This is a genomic window from Arthrobacter sp. MMS24-S77 (assembly GCF_054888235.1).
Window position 1 is genome coordinate 373,278 of the sequence record NZ_JBTZRN010000001.1, and the last position, 16,584, is coordinate 389,861.

Sequence of the window (16,584 nt, forward strand, 5' to 3'; positions counted from 1 at the left end):
AAGACCGATATAGGTGAGCGAGCGTCGGGGAAAAGACCGATATAGGTGAGCGAGGGTTTGGCTATGCAGGCCCGGCTACACTGATCGTCCCGCCGCGCGGGGTGGCGATCGTGAGGACAGAGCCGGCCCGGGCTGCCTCGATACCGGCGGCGGTGAGCCGGGCCAGCAGTGCTGTGAGGTCGCCGTCGTACTCGAAAGCGAGGTCTCCCGAGGCAGTTTCGGGAGACTCCCGGACCAAAAGGATGCCGCCGTTCTTCGTGCTGAAATCCGCGAAGTCCGGAGACGCCCGCCGCGGCCGCGCGCCGATGTTGCGCACCTCCTGTGCGGCCCCCTGCACGTCCGGCGTGAGCCAGGTCCCGACGACGGCGAGCCCCGGGTCCGCTTCCGGGCTGGTGGTGCGGCTGGCCGCCTTGTCCGCGAGGAAGGTGAAGCCGTCCCGGGCGGTGACGCGGACGGCCTGCCCGTGATCGGCGTCGAAGAGTTCGGCGCGGGTTCCGTCCGCGGCGGTGCGTCGGGCGAACTCGGCCAGGTCCCCGACCTCGACGCCGAAAACGGTAGCGCCGCCGTCTGCGGAAGCCCGGTGCAAGGCAACGCGACCTGAACCGGCGTCGAACTCCACCCAATCGCCGTGATCCTCGACGCACACGAGGCCCAGCGCCACAAGAAGGTGCTTCCAAGCGGCGACGTCGGACGTGAACTGGACGGGTCGGACACGCAGCATGGATCCTCCGGGAAGTGAGTCGGGACGTGAGCGGTGGGCTTTCGTCTCAGCCTAGCTGGCACCAGAATGGGGCCATGGCTGTTGAACTTGAAGAACTGATCGTCAAAGACGCTGCCGAATGGCGGTCCTGGCTCGAAAAGAACGGCGCCGATAGCCCGGGCGTGTGGCTCGTGCTGCACAAGAAGGGCGGCAATGTCACAGAACTTGATTACGCCGCTGCCTTGGATGAGTGCCTCTGTTTCGGTTGGATCGACGGCCAAGGCAGAAGGCGCGACAGCGAAAGCGTCTTCCAGCGCATGACCCGTCGCGGCCCCAAGAGTCCATGGTCCAAACGGAACGTTGGGCACATTGCCCGCTTGGAAGCCGAAGGGAAAATGACCCCCGCCGGATGGGCCGCGGTCGACAGCGCCAAGGCGGACGGGCGCTGGGAGGCTGCCTACGTGGGCCAAGCGGACGCGGAAGTCCCGGGAGACCTCGCTGCCGCCATCGCCGCCGTTCCAGAAGCCCAGGCGATGTTCGATGTGCTGACGTCGGTCAATCGCTTCGCCCTGATCTACCGCACCAATGCGGTGAAGAAGGCGGAGACGCGGGCCAGGAAGATCGCGGGTTTCGTGGAGATGTTGGCGCGGCAGGAGACCCCGTATCCGCAGAAGAAAAAGCCTGCCGTGGCAGAGTAGCGAGGACTTACGCGGGTTTCTCGGGATTCTCGGCGGACAGCGCAACGATCCACCCAGGGGTGTCCTCACCGAGCCGCCGGTCCAACGTGACCCTGGCCTTGGCGGCGGCGATCTGGACCTTGCGGTCCTCGGGGCTCACCGAGGCGGGACGCTGCGAAGGGGCGACGGCGCGGGTTTGGGATGCTGTGGCGGCTGCCAGGAGCGCGTCTTCAGTGCCGACCTTAAGGAGCGCGAGTTCCTCCCGCGACGCGAGGTCGCTTTGGCCCAGAATCTCGATGGCCTTCTGGCCCATTTCGGCCTCGGAGCGACTGCGGGACAGGGACGCATCCAGCGCCCATTGAGCCCGGCGCCACCACTCCGACCTGTTATCCGCCCGCGCCTTCTGCCGGAGGGACACGAGCCCCACGATCGCGGCGACGATCGCCGCCACAAGGACAGCGAGCGGGCTGAGTGCTCCAAGGATCTGCCACCATTCCGCAGGCGGAGCGACCACGGCGACAGGGAACGGACTCGGGATCGGGTTCACAGCTCCAGACTAGGCCCCGGCACTGACAATCACCGGACACGCGCGGCGGCTTCCAGCACCATCCACGCCTGCAGTTGGGTGGAGAGTTCGACGGCGGTGCCCGCCGGATACGTCTCGGCGGCCGGACGCTGTGGTTCCGTCGAGAAGATGAGCCAGCCGTCGTCGTCGTACTTTCCGGAATTTCCGTTGGCGGCGTCGGCGCGGGTAGTCCGCCCTGCCCACAGCGCTTCCGCCGTGTCGAGCACCATCTGGCGGGCCGTGGCCCGGGTGGCGGCAGGCAAACGTGCGTCCCCGACGGCGAGCGCCAGGTAGCGGACGAGGATCCCTGTGAAGAGTCCGCGGTCGCCGGCTCCTTCGCCGCGCAGGACCAATTTTCCCGTGCCCTCAGGCCCGGGGACGGTCAGGTGTTCGGCCACGGAGCCCACCAGCGCGGCCGCGCGGGCCAGGTTCGCATCCCCACCCAGTTCCAGCAAGGAGCCGAGTACGGGGCCTTGGTTGTAGGTGTAGATCTCCTCCGCCAGGACCAACGTGCCTTCCTGGATCCGGGCACCGTCACGGTACAGGCCCCGGGCGGGTTCGAAGAGCGTGGCGTCGAGCCAGTCCAGGAGCCCTTGGGCCCGCTCCGGCTTGCCGGTCCGAGCGAAATGCAGGGCCACCGGCGCCGTGGCGGGAGTGTTCTTGAAATCGCGTTTGGTGCTCCAGAAGGTGCCGCCGCCCATGTCGTCCGTGGAGGCTGACTCGAACTGCCGGGACAGGCTCTTCTGTAGCCGGGCGTTACGTCGTTGGCCCGGCTGGTGCGCTTTCTCGGCCAGGCCATCCAAGCGCAGGGTGGCGAGGGCCAGCCATGCCATGTCGTCGTAGTAGTCGTTCACGTAGCGCAGGAAATTGCGCAGCCGGATGGTGGTGACCAGACGTGAAGCCAGCCGGCCAGCGCTGGGCCGGTCACCGCCGTCGAACCTTGATCCCGAGGCCAGTTCGCGCAACCCGGTGTCCACGAGGCAATCGACGTAGTGCGCCTGCCACCAGTAGTTCCACGGCTGACCCGGAAAACGGCTGGACGGCCGGATCGACGCAGCGAGATGCGTTCCGGGAAGAAAGAGGAGGCGCCGTCCGAAATGCCGGGTGACCAAACGCGCAGCGTGGTCGGCCCGGGCGGCCCAGTCCGGAGTTCCGGCCGTCCCATCCGGAGTTCCGGAGGCGCCGGGCGGGTCATCGGAGGCGAACATGGTGACAGCCTAACGCGGGCCCGCTTGGCCGTCAGGGCCTCCGCAGTGCACAATCAAGGTGATTCAGTTAACATTCATTAACGGATTTTGGTTCTGCATCGAGGAGGATGGATGGACATCAAAGGCGCGGTTGCGTTGATAACCGGCGGGGCTTCGGGACTCGGAGCCGCCACCGCCAGGCGATTGCTCGCCGCCGGAGCATCGGTAGTGCTGCTTGACCTCCACTCCTCTCCTGGTGAGGCGTTCGCAGCCGAACTCAACGCCTCAGGCGCCGACGGCAGGGCACTGTTCGTCCCTGCTGACGTCACCAATGAAGGGCAAGTGCAGGCCGCCGTCGACGCTGCCGTCGCCCTGGGCCCGCTCCGGATCCTGGTGAACTGTGCTGGTGTGGCGACCCCGGGCAAGGTGCTCGGCAAGGACGGCGTGCTGCCGTTGGAGAACTTCAACAGGGTCATCCAGATCAACCTCGTGGGCACCTTCAACGTCATCCGGCTTGCCGCTGCCGCGATGGCCCAGAACGAGCCTGCCTCTACTGAGCTCGGCGGTGAGGAACGCGGCGTCATCGTCAACACGGCCTCCGTGGCGGCATTCGACGGCCAGATCGGGCAGCCAGCGTATGCCGCGTCCAAGGGAGCCGTGGCCGCGATGACGCTTCCCCTGGCCCGTGAATTTGCGCGTTCGCTGGTCCGGGTGGTGGCCATTGCGCCGGGAATTTTCGAAACCCCCATGCTGGCCGGCCTGCCCCAAGACGCGCAACTCTCCCTGGGCCAGCAGGTGCCGCACCCTGCCCGTCTTGGCCGCCCTGCTGAGTACGCCAACCTTGTGGCGCACATCGTGGAAAACGCCATGCTCAACGGCGAAACCATCCGTCTCGACGGCGCTATCCGGATGGCACCGAAGTGAGCCAGACGCACAAGCTGGCGGCCGCCGTCGGGCCTTCAGCCGGGTCCCTGCCTGTTTCCCTGCCTGCGGCGGACTTTTTCGATTTCGAATCGCTCCTCAGCGTCCAGGAACAGCGCAAACTCAACGAGCTCCGGGAATTCCTGGCCACGGAAATCGCACCGTATGCCAAGGACTGGTGGGACAAAGCCGAGTTCCCGGCGCACATCCTGCCCAAGCTCGCCGCCCTTCGCCTGAGCACTCCGACGCACCGCGGCTACAGCAACCTGTTCGCCGGGCTGGTGATCGCGGAAATGACCCGCGTGGACACCTCCATTGCCACGTTCTTCATGGTCCACCACGACCTCTTCATCGAGGCTCTCTACGAGTTCGGTTCCAAGGACCAGCAGGACCGCTACCTCGACGATGCTTCAAACCTCCGGACCACCGGGGCTTTCGCGCTTACCGAGCCGGACCACGGATCCGATGTGGCCGGCGGCATGCAGACGGTGGCCCGTCGGGTCGCCGGGGGAGCCGACGACGGCGGTGACTACTGGGTGCTGAACGGCGCCAAGCGCTGGATCGGTAACGGGACGTTCTGCGATCACATGCTGGTCTGGGCCCGGGATGAGGCCGACGGCGCCGTTCGAGGCTTCATCGTGGACGCCACCCTTCCTGGCGTAACGCGCACCAAGATCGAGAACAAGATCGCCCTGCGCACCGTGCAAAACGCCGACATTGTCCTCAAGGACGTCCGGATTGCCGAGGCGGACCGCTTCGCGGGGATCAACAGTTTCGCCGACACCAACCACCTTCTGCGCGGATCCAGGCTCATGGTGGCCTGGCAGGCCGTGGGGCAGCAGTTGGCGGCGTTCGACGTCGCCCGGCAGTACGCACTTGAACGCCAGCAGTTCGGACGTCCGCTGGCAAAGTTCCAGCTCATCCAGCAGCAACTGGTGGACATGCTCGGCAATGCCGTGGCCAGCATGGGCATGATGGTGCGGATCGCCCAGCTGCAGGAGGACATCTACACGGACAGCAAGGGCGTGCGGCACGGGGGCGCCCACATGGCTCAAGTGGCGCTGGCAAAGTCGTACTGCAGCGCCCGCATGCGTGAAACCGTGGCGATGGGCCGGTCCATTCTGGGCGGAAACGGCATAGTGACCGATTACCGGATGGCCAAGATCTTCGCCGACGCCGAAGCGATCTACACCTACGAGGGCTCGTTCGAGATCAACTCGCTTATTGTGGGCCGTGCTGTCACTGGGGTTTCTGCGATCGTTTGACGGTCTCGGTTTTCGGGGCTTCGGTGGTCGGTTTTCGATCCGCGGGCCTGGACTCGCAATTCCGGGGCTTGTTTTCCAGACCGAGGATTGTAGCGCGGCGACGGGAAACAAGCCCCGGTCTGTGCCGAGGCCTAACCCGTGGACAACTGGTGCTCCAGCGCGGACAACTGGTCCTCGAGATTGAAGATTTCCGTGAGTTGGAGGAAGCCTTGGTCTGGCGCCCGTGCGTCGTCTTCGAACAGGAGAGCCATTTCCGCTTGCCAGCGGGCATTCACATCGGTCAGGGCCATGCGAGCACGTGCCGCGTCGAAATCGTCGCATTCCACGTATCCCACCAGCAGCCCGTCGTCGGCGAGGAACAGGGAGTAGTTGTTCCAGCCTGCCGCCTTGAGTTCACGGAGCATCTCCGGCCACACGGCCGCATGACGGCGCCGGTATTCGGGAATCTGGCTGGGTTTGACCGAAGAGCGGAAGCAGACGCGCATGTGGATTCTTCAACTTTCCTGAATCGTTTCATTCAATGGACGCAAACATCGTTGGTTTGGGCGCCCAGGCTACCGGGTGCCACTCCGGAGCCGGCGGTACTCCTCGCGGGGAACCGGCGTCGCGTTCGGCGTGCCCAGTTGGTTGAGGGGGATACGGTACGTTTCCCGGGCGGACCAGGCGGCGACCGCTCCGATGATCGTGATTCCGAAGCAGATGGAACCGATGACGAACGGTACATTCGCGGACCCTGGTGGGGCGATCGCCGTGAAGATGCTCGGAAGGAATGCGGTGATGACAAGGCCGATGTTCTGCGAGATAGCGAATCCCGTGACGCGGGTGCGGGCGGGGAAGAGCTCCTGGAAGAAGCTGGCGAATGTTGCATTCCAGACCTGGTAGAGGGTTCCCCACATGAGGATCGAGAGGACGATGGTGAGCAGTACATTGTTCTGGCTGACCGCGTACAGGTAGGCGTAGGCCAGCACGCCGGAGCTCAGTGAGCCGAAGATCATCAACGGCCGGCGGCCGAAGCGGTCCGACAGGTCTCCAAACAGGGGGATAAGGGCCAGTGCGACGACGTTGGCGAGGACCGGGATCCAGAGATAGACGCTCGTGCTCATGCCGACGCCGTAACCGGGCTGGGTGGCGTACGCCGCCCCGAAGACTGCCACGGTAACGCCGACGACGTTGACCAGGGTCATGCAGACTGCCCGCACAACGTTGAGACCGCTTTCCCGCAATACGCGGACGATTGGTGCCTTCGCGATCTCTTGGTGAGCCTTTTCCTCGACGAAGACGGGGGTTTCTTCGACCCGGCGGCGGATCATATACCCGGCGAACACCACGAGTGCGCTGAGGAGGAACGGAATGCGCCAGCCCCAGGATTTGAACGATTCATCAGAGAGCATGGCAGAGAGTGGAAGGAAGACCGCGGCCGCGATAATCTGGCCGGCCTGGGTGCCCTGGAGCGCGAAGCTCGCGTAGAAGCCCCGGCGACCGAAGGGTGCGTGCTCCACGATCATGGCGCTGGCGCCGCTCAGTTCGCCCGCCACGGCAAAGCCCTGGATGAGCCGGACAGCAACCAATAGGACGGGTGCAAGGAGGCCGACCTGGCCATACGTGGGTAGCAGTGCAACGGCGAAGGTCGACGCGCCCATCATCAACATGGCGAGGACCAGAACATTCTTGCGGCCGTGCTTGTCGCCCCACTGCCCAAGGACGAATGCGCCAATCGGGCGGGCAACGTAGCCCACGGCATAGGTGCCCAGGGAGGCGATCAGGGCAACGGTCGGATTTCCCGCGGGGAAGAAAACACCGGGAAACACCAATGCAGCGGCCTGCGCATAAATGAACCAGTCGTAGTACTCGAGGGCGCTCCCGATCCAGCCGCTGGCCGCGGCTTTCTTCGAGGTGCTGGACTGGCGAGGTCCGGCTGAACTTCGCTGTGTACTCGCGTCGATCTTCATATTGTCCTCCTTTGGACAAGTCGTTTGGGCCACTGGATGCCCTTCCCGTCTTTGGGTTTGGCTTCAAGCAGGAGGGCGGCGCCATCGCCAGAGTCGGCCTGAGCTGCCGCTTGGTATGCGCTTTCCCATCTGGTAAGCGCTTTCCATGAGACACCCGCGCGGCTCCGCTGTCAAGGCTGAATTGTTGCGCCGGTCACAATCGTGGGGGCTCTCAGCCTGGTGTGGACCCATCCAGCGCCGGGATGGCCGCGAACCCGGGGAACTAGGGCGAACTCGTGCTCCGGCGGAGGGTGACGCTGCCCGCGACGGCGGCTGGACCGCCGTCGTCGTCGGAAAGGGTGGCAACGGTGGCCAGACGTCCGATTTCCTCCAGTGGCAGGCTCACGGTGGAGAGCGCCGGCCGGAAGTCCCGGAGCCATTCGATGTCGTCGAATCCTGCGAGGCTGGCGTCATGGGGGATTCTGAGTCCCTGATCCCTCAATGCGGCTGCCACCCCGATGGCCATGACATCGTTCGTCGCGAAAATGCACAAGCGCTGTTCCGGTGCCGACTGGCCGGAGGCCTTGATCCGCCAGGCAAGCTCAATGCCGGCGTCGAAGCCACCGTTCCGGTTGAACGGGACGTGCACAACATCCGCGGCGGGCTGGCCTGCGTCGGACAAGCCACGTTGGAATCCCATGACGCGCTCATCCGAAGTTGTCAGGCCCTCTGGACCGGCCACAATCACGAACGGCCCTTTGTGGGTCCGAGCCAATTCCCGCGCGAGATCCTGCGCAAGTTGTTCGTTCGGGACGGCGATCGTGCGGTAGCTGTCCGTTTCGGCGACACCCAGAATCGCTTGCCCGACGACGCCCACCCGCCCGCCGTTGCGGCAGTAGCGGTCCAGTTCGGCGGCTAGCTCGCTGTTCGCACGGGCGTCTTCGGAGCGTGTTGAACGCGATCCTGCGATGACGATCGACTCGGCCCGCCGTGCAGCGAAAGCGGCGACGGCTTCCTTCTCTTCAGCGGGTGTGCCGTTGGTGGTGGCGAGCAGCACCATGCGGCGCTCCTGCCGTGCTGCGGCCTGGACGCCTTGCGCTATGGCGGAAAAATAGGGATCCGCGATGTCGTGCACAATCAGGCCAATGAGCCCCGTGCTGGACTTCGCCAGCGCCTGGGCCTGGGCGTTCGCGATGTAGCCCAGGGTGTCGGCCGCCTGCCGGACGCGCTCGGCGATTTCCGGGGCGGGCGTCCTCGCGGAACCATTGAGCACCCGGGAGGCGGTGGCGGGGGAGACGCCGGCCAGTTTGGCCACTTCGGACAGCGTGCTTGCAGTCACGGACAACTCCTCTTCAAAGCCTCAGTCTCGGGCACTTCCAGCGACATCCGATTATTGCAGTCCTCACTGGCCTTGGGAAAGCGATTGCCAGACCCGTGGTGGCGTGTCATCATGAATGCATTGGGAATGCGCTTTCCCATCTCATCACTTTCCATTGAAGAGGACTCATGGGCTACGAAACAAAGACGATCCGCATCGCCATGAACGGCATCACCGGCCGGATGGGCTACCGCCAGCATTTGCTGCGTTCCATCCTCCCCATCCGCGACGCCGGGGGCTTCACCTTGGCGGACGGCACCCGCGTCCAGGTCGAACCGATCCTGGTGGGCCGCAACGAGGCCAAGATCCGCGAACTAGCCGAACTCCACAAGGTGTCGGAGTGGTCCACCGACCTGGACGCCGTCATCAACGACCCCACGGTCGACGTCGTTTTCGATGCCTCGATGACGAGCCTCCGCGCCGCGACGCTGAAGAAGGCCATGCGCGCCGGAAAGCACATCTTCACCGAGAAGCCGACGGCGGAGACGCTGGAGGAAGCCATCGAACTGGCCCGCATCGGCAAGGAATCCGGCGTCACAGCGGGCGTGGTGCACGACAAGCTGTACCTGCCGGGCCTGGTCAAGCTGCGCCGCCTCGTTGACGAAGGCTTCTTCGGCCGCATCCTCTCGATCCGCGGCGAATTCGGCTACTGGGTGTTCGAAGGCGACATCCAGGCAGCGCAGCGCCCGTCCTGGAACTACCGCAAGGAAGACGGCGGCGGAATGACCACGGACATGTTCTGCCACTGGAACTACGTCCTGGAAGGGATCATCGGCAAGGTCAAGAGCGTCAACGCCAAGACCGCCACCCACATCCCCACCCGCTGGGACGAGGCCGGCAAGGAATACAAGGCCACGGCCGACGACGCCTCCTACGGCATCTTCGAGCTCGAGACCCCGGGCGGAGACGAAGTCATCGGCCAGATCAACTCCTCCTGGGCCGTCCGGGTCTACCGGGACGAACTCGTGGAATTCCAGATCGACGGCACCCACGGCTCCGCCGTCGCCGGCTTGAACAAGTGCGTCGCGCAGCAGCGCGCCCACACGCCCAAGCCCGTGTGGAACCCGGACCTGCCCGTCACAGAATCGTTCCGCAGCCAGTGGCAGGAAGTCCCGGCGAACGCCGATCTGGACAACGGCTTCAAGCTGCAGTGGGAAGAATTCCTGCGTGACGTCGTCGCCGGCCGCGAGCACCGCTTCGGCCTGCTCTCCGCCGCCCGCGGCGTGCAGCTCGCCGAACTCGGGCTGCAGTCCAACGACGAGCGCCGCACCATCGACATCCCGGAGATCGTGCTCTGATGGCCTCCCTTCTCCTCCCAAACCACGACGGCGGGACCCGCCACTACACGCTCCAGCCGGCCGCGTCCTGGGCCAAGCCGACCGCCCCGCTGACGTCCCGGCGCGCCTACGCCGCGGCGCACGTCATCCCCGAAGCGACCGCCGACAACACTCCCGGCGCACCTGCCCGGCTGGACTGGGATGCCACCATGGCGTACCGGCACGAGCTGTGGTCCTACGGATTGGGTGTTGCCGATGCCATGGACACCGCCCAGCGCGGCATGGGACTGGACTGGGCAGCCACGCAGCAGCTCATCAAGCGAACCGGCGTCGAAGCGGCTTCCGTGGTGGCGTCCGGCAACGCGGCCACCGCAGGCAAGACCGTCCGGGACCTCGTCTCCTGCGGCGCCGGAACAGACCAGCTTGACCTGGGCTCTCTTCCCGAGGGGCCGGCCGGAATAAAGGCGGTACTGGACGCATACCGCGAGCAGATCGCCGTCGTGAGCGAAGCCGGCCCGAAGGTCATCATCATGGCGTCCAGGGCGCTGGCAAAAGTGGCAACGAGCCCGGATGACTACCTGCACGTCTACTCCACCCTGCTGCAGGAAGTGGACCAGCCCGTCATCCTGCATTGGCTTGGGACCATGTTCGACCCCGCACTGGCCGGCTATTGGGGCTCGGACAACGTCGCCGAAGCAACAGAAACCTTCCTTGGCCTGATCCGGGATCACGCCGACAAAGTGGACGGAGTGAAGGTCTCGCTGCTCGACGCTTCCCATGAAGTTGCCCTACGCGCAGCCCTGCCGGAGGGCGTTCGGCTCTACACGGGCGACGATTTCAACTACCCGGAACTGATCGACGGCGACGGTGCCCACCACTCGGACGCGCTGCTGGGGATCTTTGCCGCGATCTACCCTGCCGCCTCGGTGGCGCTGCAGAAGTACGACGCCGGAAACGCCGCGGACGGGCGCGCCATCCTCGACTCCACCCGCGAACTCGGCAAGCACATCTTCAGCGCCCCCACGTTCTACTACAAGACCGGCATCGCGTTCATGTCCTGGCTCAACGGCAAGCAGCCGGGGTTCCAGATGGTCGGAGGGCTGCATTCCGGCCGCTCCGTGGTTCACCTGGCACGCACCTTCGAACTCGCCGACCAGGCCGGGCTCCTGCGGGACCCCGCGCTGGCCGCCTTCCGGATGTCCGACTACCTCCGCATCAATGGAGTGGGAGCATGAGCGATCTTTCACGGCTGTCGCTGAACAGTGCCACCACCAAGAGATGGACCCTCGCCGAAGCCGTGGACGGTTGCGTCCGTGCCGGGATCCCGGCGATCGGGCCATGGCGAGACATCGTCGCCGACACCGGCCTGGACAAGGCCGCCAAGCTGATGAAGGATGCCGGGCTCCGCGTCTCATCCCTTTGCCGGGGCGGTTTCCTCACAGCGGCTGACGCCGAGGGGCAGGCGGCCGCGCTGGCGGACAACAGGGCGGCCATCCTGGAAGCCGTGGCGCTCGATACGCAGGAGCTCTTCCTGGTGGTCGGGGGCCTCGCGCCGGGCGAGAAGGACGTCGTCGCGGCCCGTCAGCGCGTGACCGATCGCCTGGAGGACCTGGTGCCCTTCGCCGTCGAGCACGGGGTCCGGCTGGTGCTTGAGCCGCTGCACCCGATGTACGCGGCGGACCGGGCCCTCATCTCGACGCTGGGTCAAGCGCTCGACCTCGCGGCACCCTACGACGCCAGGACCGTCGGCGTCGCCGTCGACACCTTCCATGTTTGGTGGGATCCGGAACTGAAGCAGCAGATCCAGCGGGCCGGCCGGGAGAACCGGATCGCTTCCTACCAGGTGTGCGATTTCAACCTCCCCATCGCCGCCGACGCCCTGCTTTCCCGCGGCATGATGGGCGACGGTGTGATCGACTTCGCGACGATCGGCACCTGGGTGAGGGACGCCGGCTACACGGGCGACATCGAAGTGGAAATCTTCAACCAGGACATCTGGGATGCCGACGGCGACGCGGTCCTGGAAACCATGAAGCAGCGCTACACGGAGCTCGTGCTCCCACACGCATAACGGCGCGGGTCTGGGAAAGGCGGGGCACATTGGGTGCCCCGCCTTTCTGCGTCCTTATCCTGCGGCGGAAGCCCGGGCGGCTGTCAGCTCGGCAACCTCGGCCCGAGACAGCTTGGCATCGACGATCCAAACGGTCCAGGAGCGGCCCAGGGATTCGCCGGCTGCAAGCTCAACCGGCCGGTCCCAGGCCAGGGCCGAACCCACTGCTGGGTAATCCGCCATCCGGACGAACCAGGGATCCTGCGCCTCAGCCGGGGCGGCGAACACCAGAGTGGCGGGGCCTTCAGGGAAGTCCGCTGTCCATGCCAGCCACGGCGACGCGGAGCCGTGGACTTCCGGTTCGCCGGCCCTCTCCGCTGTGAAGACTTCTGCCCCGGAGCAGGCAGGCAATCGCCAGAAGAAGCCGCCGTAGCCGCTTCCGAGGGCGCCGTTTGAGCCCGGGCCGCCCAGCGAGGAGTCGACGACGGCGGTCAGTTCTGTTCTTAGCTCCAGTTGCCACGTGCGGCGGTCAACCCGCCGCGACCGGGTGGTGCGGCGTTCCCGGAGCACTTCGCTGCCGTCGGGTGCTTGCCAGCTGAGTTCCTGGTCCACCAGCCCCGGACCGGACGTTGCTGACAGTTCGATGATGCGGCCATGGTCCTGCCGCTCTTCGTATCGGCCCGCAGCGCGGGTGTACGTCTTGCCGCCCCAGAAATTGGTGCCGTTCACATCCTGCAGGGCGATTCCCGCGCCAAGATGCCAAGGGTGGTCCGCCGGCAGATGGTCGGTGACCTTGACTCCGGCGAGTGAGCGGACCGGGTGCAGATAGGGCCGCGGGGAGAGCCGCACGGCAAGGCCGGCGCCGCTCTGTACCGTTGCCAACACGACGGCGGCGCCCGGCGCGCCGCCGCCGGGCAGGCTCAAAACCGGCCGCTCGGCGTCGATGGCTGGTCGCGCCCAAGGCAAGCCAAGCTCGCTGAAGGTGGCGTGCGCCGCCGTCGCGCATTCCAGCGCATCTTCGATACCGACGATCACCGCTCGGGCGGCATCACCCTCGCCTTCCCAAGTCACGTACTGCTCCGGGATCATTGCGGGAGATTCCGCGGTGCGGATGGCTTCCAGCACTTGCATGAAGGCGCCGCTGTCCGCGAGCGGGCTGATCAGCGGCGCGCCGGTTGCGGGGCCCGGCGTCGAGCGCTGCTGGCGACGATGCTCCAGCAGGTCCTCCGTGAGGTCCACCCGGCTGTATACGGTTTCGCGCTCTCCGGCGGCCGAGCTGACGCTGAGGCGGTCTTCGGTGTAGTGGAACACCGCCGTGCCCTCGCTGCCTTGTAGGGTGATGTACGGTTCCACGGATTCGGCGGCGCACAGGGTGAGCGCGCACGTGATGGGCAGGCCCGCGGCGGTGCGGATCCGGATCGCGGAGGTGTCGTCGGATTCGATGTCGTTGGCGCGGTACAGGTCCGTCTCCACGGAGGCAAGATCGTCCACGGTGCGCGCCCCGGCGATCCTCAGTGCGGTGGCGATGGCGTGTGCCAGCGGGTTTGTTGCTACCCCGTCCACGACGTCGACGCCGTCCAGGCTGCGTTTGCCCGCCCAGCGTGAGCGCTTGTAGTAGGAGCGGTCCCGTACCCAGCGCCCAGTGGCCGAGATGCCGAGGAGGGTGCCGATCTCTCCCGCCGCGAGCAGCTCCTCGATCGCCTGGAGGCCGCGGGATCCGAGGCTTTGGAAGCCCACCTGGACACTTCTGCCGGCCGCGGTGGCGGCTTCCTGCAGGCGATCGAAGTCGGCGAGGGAAGCGACTGGAGGCTTCTCCAGGTACAAGTCGGCGTGGGGGAGTGTTGTGAGGGCGAGCTGTGCGTGCGTCTGGATGGGGGTGGCCACAATGACCAGGTCCAGCGCGGGTGTTCCCGCCAGGAGTTCGTCCAAGGCGCTGAACACAGCAGTTCCAGGCGGGAGGGCGCCGGGCGTAGGCGGATTCGGGTCGGCTACGGCAACGAGGCGCACGACGCCGTTGGCCTGGAGCCTTTCGAGGTTCTGCAGGTGGTGCGCGCCGAAGCCGTGGACCCCCACAAGGGCCACCCTGCTGGGCTCATGGCGGGGCTGTTCGTGTTCTGCCGGGACGGGCGTGGACAGGGTGCCCATGGCTCTCCTCATCTGTCCCCGGGAGCGGGGTTGCTGACGTCGGTGTCGTTTCGGGAGCGCTTGGTAAGCGCTTTCCAAGAAGAGTGTACCGTGCCTTTAGGGGAGATGTAACGCCCTCGATTTGGACGATCGGTTTAGACGACTGCCTTTAGACGATCCGCCCCGCCGGCAGTTTCTCCCCGGCCTCGACCTCCACGTCGATTGAGTTTCCAGCCACCGGCATGGGGCATGTTCCGTACGGCGTAAAGGCGCTGGGGTAGTTGATGGCGCGGTTGAAGTCCAGCACCACGGAACCATCGTGCCGGGGGCGTGAGACGGCCAGCTTGCGCCATTCGTCCGTGGTGTTGCCGTTCGTCTCGTCGTGGAACGTCACGTTGAGGGCGCCGAGCTTCTCGGCTTCCGCGTGTAGGCGGATCTCGTGGGGAAGGCTCGGCACCCGGAAAACGACCTCGCCCACGGATCGGTGCACCCCGTCCACCAAAGGGTTGGCGGTCCCGATCGGAACATCCACCGGCTCCGGGTAGGCCTCGAAACGGCCCTCAAGCACCCAGTCCGGGTTGTAGTCGTAGGCGGGAACGGCGTCGAACTCTGTCAGCACGGGTGAGGAGTCGTCCCTGGTGCGGATAGCGTACTTGTCCGCGCGCATGGCGAGTTCCACCACCACCTGGGTGCCGTCCGAGCCGCCAAACTGCACCCACATGAGTGATTCTTCGTCCTGGAGGGTGGCCGAAATCGTGCCGTCCACCGGAGCTCCCGTTTCCACGAGCGTGAGTCCATCGGCCGCGCTCGCGGTAAGGGTCGCCGTCGTACCGTCCGTTGACCAGAGTCCCGGGACGAGTTCGACGGCGGCGGGTGCGGATTCGAGCCACTGGAAGGACGTGAGCGTCAGCCAGCCGTGTTCCGCCGCGAGGGCAGCATTGCGGCCGTTGCGGAAACGCTGCCAGCGTTCCAGCTGGGCATCGGTTGCGGGGGCTGTTGTGCTCATGGTTCCTCCAGCGATTCAGGCGGTGTGTCGTTGGCTTAACCATGCACCTGCCGACGCCATTCCCGGAACCCAACTACCCCGCATTAGATGTCGTTTACAGCCCTGAAAACGACAACAACTGCTGGTCAGTTGGGCGCGGGCGGGGGACGCGGGCGATCGCAAGCGCAGGATCAGTGGACCCGACGCTTCGCTGATCTCCTCATCCCAAGCAAGGCAAGCACCGTTCCGGCCGCCAGGAGCAGGACCGCCAGCGGGATGACGGCTGTGCCGCCAGCGCCGGTGTATGCCAGGGGCGCGGCCGTTGGCTGCGGCTGGGCTGGTGTTTCGGGCGGCAGGCCAGCCGCCGGAGCCGTGCTCGGAACAGTAGCTCCGGTAGCCGGTGTGCTGGTGGCCAGGGGAGTCGCGGGCCCGGTGGAACCGTCGGGGGTGGGTGTGGGGCTTGGAACGGTGGGCGTCGGCGAGGGCAAGGCAGATCCATTTCCCGTTCCACTGCCGCTGGTTCGGCGGACTTCAACCATCACGGGCGTGTCCTTCCCCGCGACGGTGACGTGGCCCGAGTTTGTGTAAGTATCAAGGGTTCCGTCGGTGACCTTTGTGACGACAAAGAGTTGCACCAGTTCACCCTTCGGCAGGCCCGTCCAGGTGGCGGTCAACAGCGAGGGCGTGCACGCGATCACGGCAGGATAGGTGCCCTCATCGCTCGGAGTTGCAATGTTGCCGTCCTGGTCCAAGGACGTGCCCACACGCGGAACGATCTGGCTGCAATCGATCTGGGTGCCCGGCCCAGGCGTGTCGGTGATGGTGACGTCGCTCGTTGGCAAGGTAGTCGCTGGCAAGTGGAAGACGGACTTCAATTCCGTCTGGGCCGTATCCGACCACCACATGCCCTTTTCCGGGGTGGCGGGCGGTTTGGGAGCGCAATCTTGTTGACACGGTTGGTCGATGGTCACGGGAACGCGGATCACCGTGGAGCCAACCTGGAAATCAAGCTGCGTTGTCCCTCCCGAAGTCGGCTGCTCCGCGTAGAGGGTGCTGAAGCTACACGTGCCCCCGATTCCCTGGTGCGAAGCGACGAAGCTGCCCAGGGTGAAGACAACCAGCCCGGAGTCGGATGCATGGGCCGTGGCTACGGTCTCCCCTGATGGGTTCGTCAGGGCAAAATCGGCTGGCCCGAACCAACGCAGTTGGGGTGGAAGCTGCAGGGTGAAGGTGTCGCCCGGCTGGGACCCATCGGGGACCGCCCACTGGCACGTGAAATCCACTTGCGACCATTGGCCGTCAACGGTCGAAGTGGTGCTGACGGACGTTATCGCGTTCGGAACGACGGCGGCTTCGGCCGCTTGGACCGGCCAAAAGAGCCCGACGGCGGTGAGCAAGGCTCCGAGCAAAGCCGCCAACGTCGCCGCCGGCAAAGTCCAAGGCAGCTCCGTCGTCTTGGCTGGGTTCTTGTGGTGGATATGCTTCCTCATGCGAGTCCTTTCGATTCCCCCTGGATTGGGTCGCTGA

General features: G+C 65.8%; 15 protein-coding genes. 6 read left to right on the top strand and 9 right to left on the bottom strand.

What is annotated here, in order from left to right:
• Nucleotides 1-61: 61 nt before the first annotated feature.
• Complete coding sequence (locus ACX5I4_RS01795; RefSeq protein ID WP_461835148.1) at nucleotides 62-721, bottom strand: hypothetical protein; 660 nt, start codon at nucleotides 719-721, stop codon at nucleotides 62-64.
• Nucleotides 722-795: 74 nt separating this feature from the next.
• Between ACX5I4_RS01795 and ACX5I4_RS01800 the strand changes: the two genes are divergently transcribed.
• A complete protein-coding gene (locus ACX5I4_RS01800) occupies nucleotides 796-1,398 on the top strand; it encodes a YdeI/OmpD-associated family protein (protein WP_461835149.1) in 603 nt (200 codons plus the stop codon).
• 7 nt (nucleotides 1,399-1,405) lie between these two features.
• Here the strand turns inward: ACX5I4_RS01800 and ACX5I4_RS01805 are convergent, their stop codons facing one another.
• The gene (locus ACX5I4_RS01805; RefSeq protein WP_461835150.1) at nucleotides 1,406-1,924 is read right to left on the bottom strand and encodes a hypothetical protein; all 519 of its coding nucleotides are present in this window, start codon (nucleotides 1,922-1,924) and stop codon (nucleotides 1,406-1,408) included.
• Nucleotides 1,925-1,953: 29 nt separating this feature from the next.
• Complete coding sequence (locus ACX5I4_RS01810) at nucleotides 1,954-3,150, bottom strand: glycoside hydrolase family 76 protein (RefSeq protein WP_461835151.1); 1,197 nt, start codon at nucleotides 3,148-3,150, stop codon at nucleotides 1,954-1,956.
• Nucleotides 3,151-3,261: 111 nt separating this feature from the next.
• Here ACX5I4_RS01810 and ACX5I4_RS01815 point away from each other — a divergent pair, with 111 nt between their 5' ends.
• The gene (locus ACX5I4_RS01815; RefSeq protein WP_461835152.1) at nucleotides 3,262-4,053 is read left to right on the top strand and encodes an SDR family NAD(P)-dependent oxidoreductase; all 792 of its coding nucleotides are present in this window, start codon (nucleotides 3,262-3,264) and stop codon (nucleotides 4,051-4,053) included.
• A 14-nt stretch (nucleotides 4,054-4,067) separates the two neighbouring features.
• The gene (locus ACX5I4_RS01820) at nucleotides 4,068-5,315 is read left to right on the top strand and encodes an acyl-CoA dehydrogenase family protein (RefSeq protein WP_461838625.1); all 1,248 of its coding nucleotides are present in this window, start codon (nucleotides 4,068-4,070) and stop codon (nucleotides 5,313-5,315) included.
• A 131-nt stretch (nucleotides 5,316-5,446) separates the two neighbouring features.
• Here ACX5I4_RS01820 and ACX5I4_RS01825 read toward each other — a convergent pair whose 3' ends face one another.
• The 3 genes from ACX5I4_RS01825 to ACX5I4_RS01835 all read right to left on the bottom strand — a co-directional run bounded on the left by ACX5I4_RS01825 (nucleotide 5,447) and on the right by ACX5I4_RS01835 (nucleotide 8,582).
• On the bottom strand, nucleotides 5,447-5,800 hold the full coding sequence (locus ACX5I4_RS01825; RefSeq protein WP_461835153.1) for an L-rhamnose mutarotase: 354 nt from the start codon (nucleotides 5,798-5,800) through the stop codon (nucleotides 5,447-5,449).
• Nucleotides 5,801-5,869: 69 nt separating this feature from the next.
• Complete coding sequence (locus tag ACX5I4_RS01830; protein ID WP_461835154.1) at nucleotides 5,870-7,264, bottom strand: MFS transporter; 1,395 nt, start codon at nucleotides 7,262-7,264, stop codon at nucleotides 5,870-5,872.
• A gap of 262 nt (nucleotides 7,265-7,526) precedes the next feature.
• Nucleotides 7,527-8,582, bottom strand: coding sequence for a LacI family DNA-binding transcriptional regulator (locus tag ACX5I4_RS01835; protein WP_461835155.1), 1,056 nt, complete (start codon nucleotides 8,580-8,582; stop codon nucleotides 7,527-7,529).
• Nucleotides 8,583-8,749: 167 nt separating this feature from the next.
• Here ACX5I4_RS01835 and ACX5I4_RS01840 point away from each other — a divergent pair, with 167 nt between their 5' ends.
• Genes ACX5I4_RS01840 through ACX5I4_RS01850 form a run of 3 tightly spaced genes read left to right on the top strand, consistent with a single transcriptional unit; the run spans nucleotide 8,750 to nucleotide 11,969 of the window.
• On the top strand, nucleotides 8,750-9,919 hold the full coding sequence (locus ACX5I4_RS01840) for a Gfo/Idh/MocA family protein (RefSeq protein ID WP_461835156.1): 1,170 nt from the start codon (nucleotides 8,750-8,752) through the stop codon (nucleotides 9,917-9,919).
• Nucleotides 9,919-11,133, top strand: a complete 1,215-nt coding sequence (locus ACX5I4_RS01845) for a dihydrodipicolinate synthase family protein (RefSeq protein WP_461835157.1) — start codon at nucleotides 9,919-9,921, stop codon at nucleotides 11,131-11,133. Before ACX5I4_RS01840 ends, ACX5I4_RS01845 begins: the two co-directional genes overlap by 1 nt.
• The gene (locus ACX5I4_RS01850; RefSeq protein WP_461835158.1) at nucleotides 11,130-11,969 is read left to right on the top strand and encodes a sugar phosphate isomerase/epimerase family protein; all 840 of its coding nucleotides are present in this window, start codon (nucleotides 11,130-11,132) and stop codon (nucleotides 11,967-11,969) included. The genes ACX5I4_RS01845 and ACX5I4_RS01850 overlap by 4 nt, the downstream gene beginning before the upstream one ends.
• A gap of 54 nt (nucleotides 11,970-12,023) precedes the next feature.
• Here the strand turns inward: ACX5I4_RS01850 and ACX5I4_RS01855 are convergent, their stop codons facing one another.
• The 3 genes from ACX5I4_RS01855 to ACX5I4_RS01865 all read right to left on the bottom strand — a co-directional run bounded on the left by ACX5I4_RS01855 (nucleotide 12,024) and on the right by ACX5I4_RS01865 (nucleotide 16,547).
• Nucleotides 12,024-14,093 carry a DUF6807 family protein gene (locus ACX5I4_RS01855; RefSeq protein ID WP_461835159.1) on the bottom strand — a complete coding sequence of 690 codons (2,070 nt, stop codon included), beginning with the start codon at nucleotides 14,091-14,093 and terminating at the stop codon, nucleotides 12,024-12,026.
• Nucleotides 14,094-14,241: 148 nt separating this feature from the next.
• Entirely contained in the window at nucleotides 14,242-15,078 is an 837-nt protein-coding gene (locus tag ACX5I4_RS01860) for a DUF1684 domain-containing protein (protein ID WP_461835160.1), read from the bottom strand.
• Nucleotides 15,079-15,248: 170 nt separating this feature from the next.
• Entirely contained in the window at nucleotides 15,249-16,547 is a 1,299-nt protein-coding gene (locus tag ACX5I4_RS01865; RefSeq protein ID WP_461835161.1) for an Ig-like domain-containing protein, read from the bottom strand.
• Nucleotides 16,548-16,584 lie beyond the last annotated feature (37 nt).

What these genes read in the sequence shown, in the direction of transcription:
- ACX5I4_RS01795 (WP_461835148.1), bottom strand. Translation starts at nt 721, where the DNA reads ATGCTGCGTGTCCGACCCGTCCAGTTCACGTCCGACGTCGCCGCTTGG.
- ACX5I4_RS01800 (WP_461835149.1), top strand. Translation starts at nt 796, where the DNA reads ATGGCTGTTGAACTTGAAGAACTGATCGTCAAAGACGCTGCCGAATGG.
- ACX5I4_RS01810 (WP_461835151.1), bottom strand. Translation starts at nt 3,150, where the DNA reads ATGTTCGCCTCCGATGACCCGCCCGGCGCCTCCGGAACTCCGGATGGG.
- ACX5I4_RS01815 (WP_461835152.1), top strand. Translation starts at nt 3,262, where the DNA reads ATGGACATCAAAGGCGCGGTTGCGTTGATAACCGGCGGGGCTTCGGGA.
- ACX5I4_RS01825 (WP_461835153.1), bottom strand. Translation starts at nt 5,800, where the DNA reads ATGCGCGTCTGCTTCCGCTCTTCGGTCAAACCCAGCCAGATTCCCGAA.
- ACX5I4_RS01830 (WP_461835154.1), bottom strand. Translation starts at nt 7,264, where the DNA reads ATGAAGATCGACGCGAGTACACAGCGAAGTTCAGCCGGACCTCGCCAG.
- ACX5I4_RS01840 (WP_461835156.1), top strand. Translation starts at nt 8,750, where the DNA reads ATGGGCTACGAAACAAAGACGATCCGCATCGCCATGAACGGCATCACC.
- ACX5I4_RS01845 (WP_461835157.1), top strand. Translation starts at nt 9,919, where the DNA reads ATGGCCTCCCTTCTCCTCCCAAACCACGACGGCGGGACCCGCCACTAC.
- ACX5I4_RS01850 (WP_461835158.1), top strand. Translation starts at nt 11,130, where the DNA reads ATGAGCGATCTTTCACGGCTGTCGCTGAACAGTGCCACCACCAAGAGA.
- ACX5I4_RS01855 (WP_461835159.1), bottom strand. Translation starts at nt 14,093, where the DNA reads ATGGGCACCCTGTCCACGCCCGTCCCGGCAGAACACGAACAGCCCCGC.
- ACX5I4_RS01860 (WP_461835160.1), bottom strand. Translation starts at nt 15,078, where the DNA reads ATGAGCACAACAGCCCCCGCAACCGATGCCCAGCTGGAACGCTGGCAG.
- ACX5I4_RS01865 (WP_461835161.1), bottom strand. Translation starts at nt 16,547, where the DNA reads ATGAGGAAGCATATCCACCACAAGAACCCAGCCAAGACGACGGAGCTG.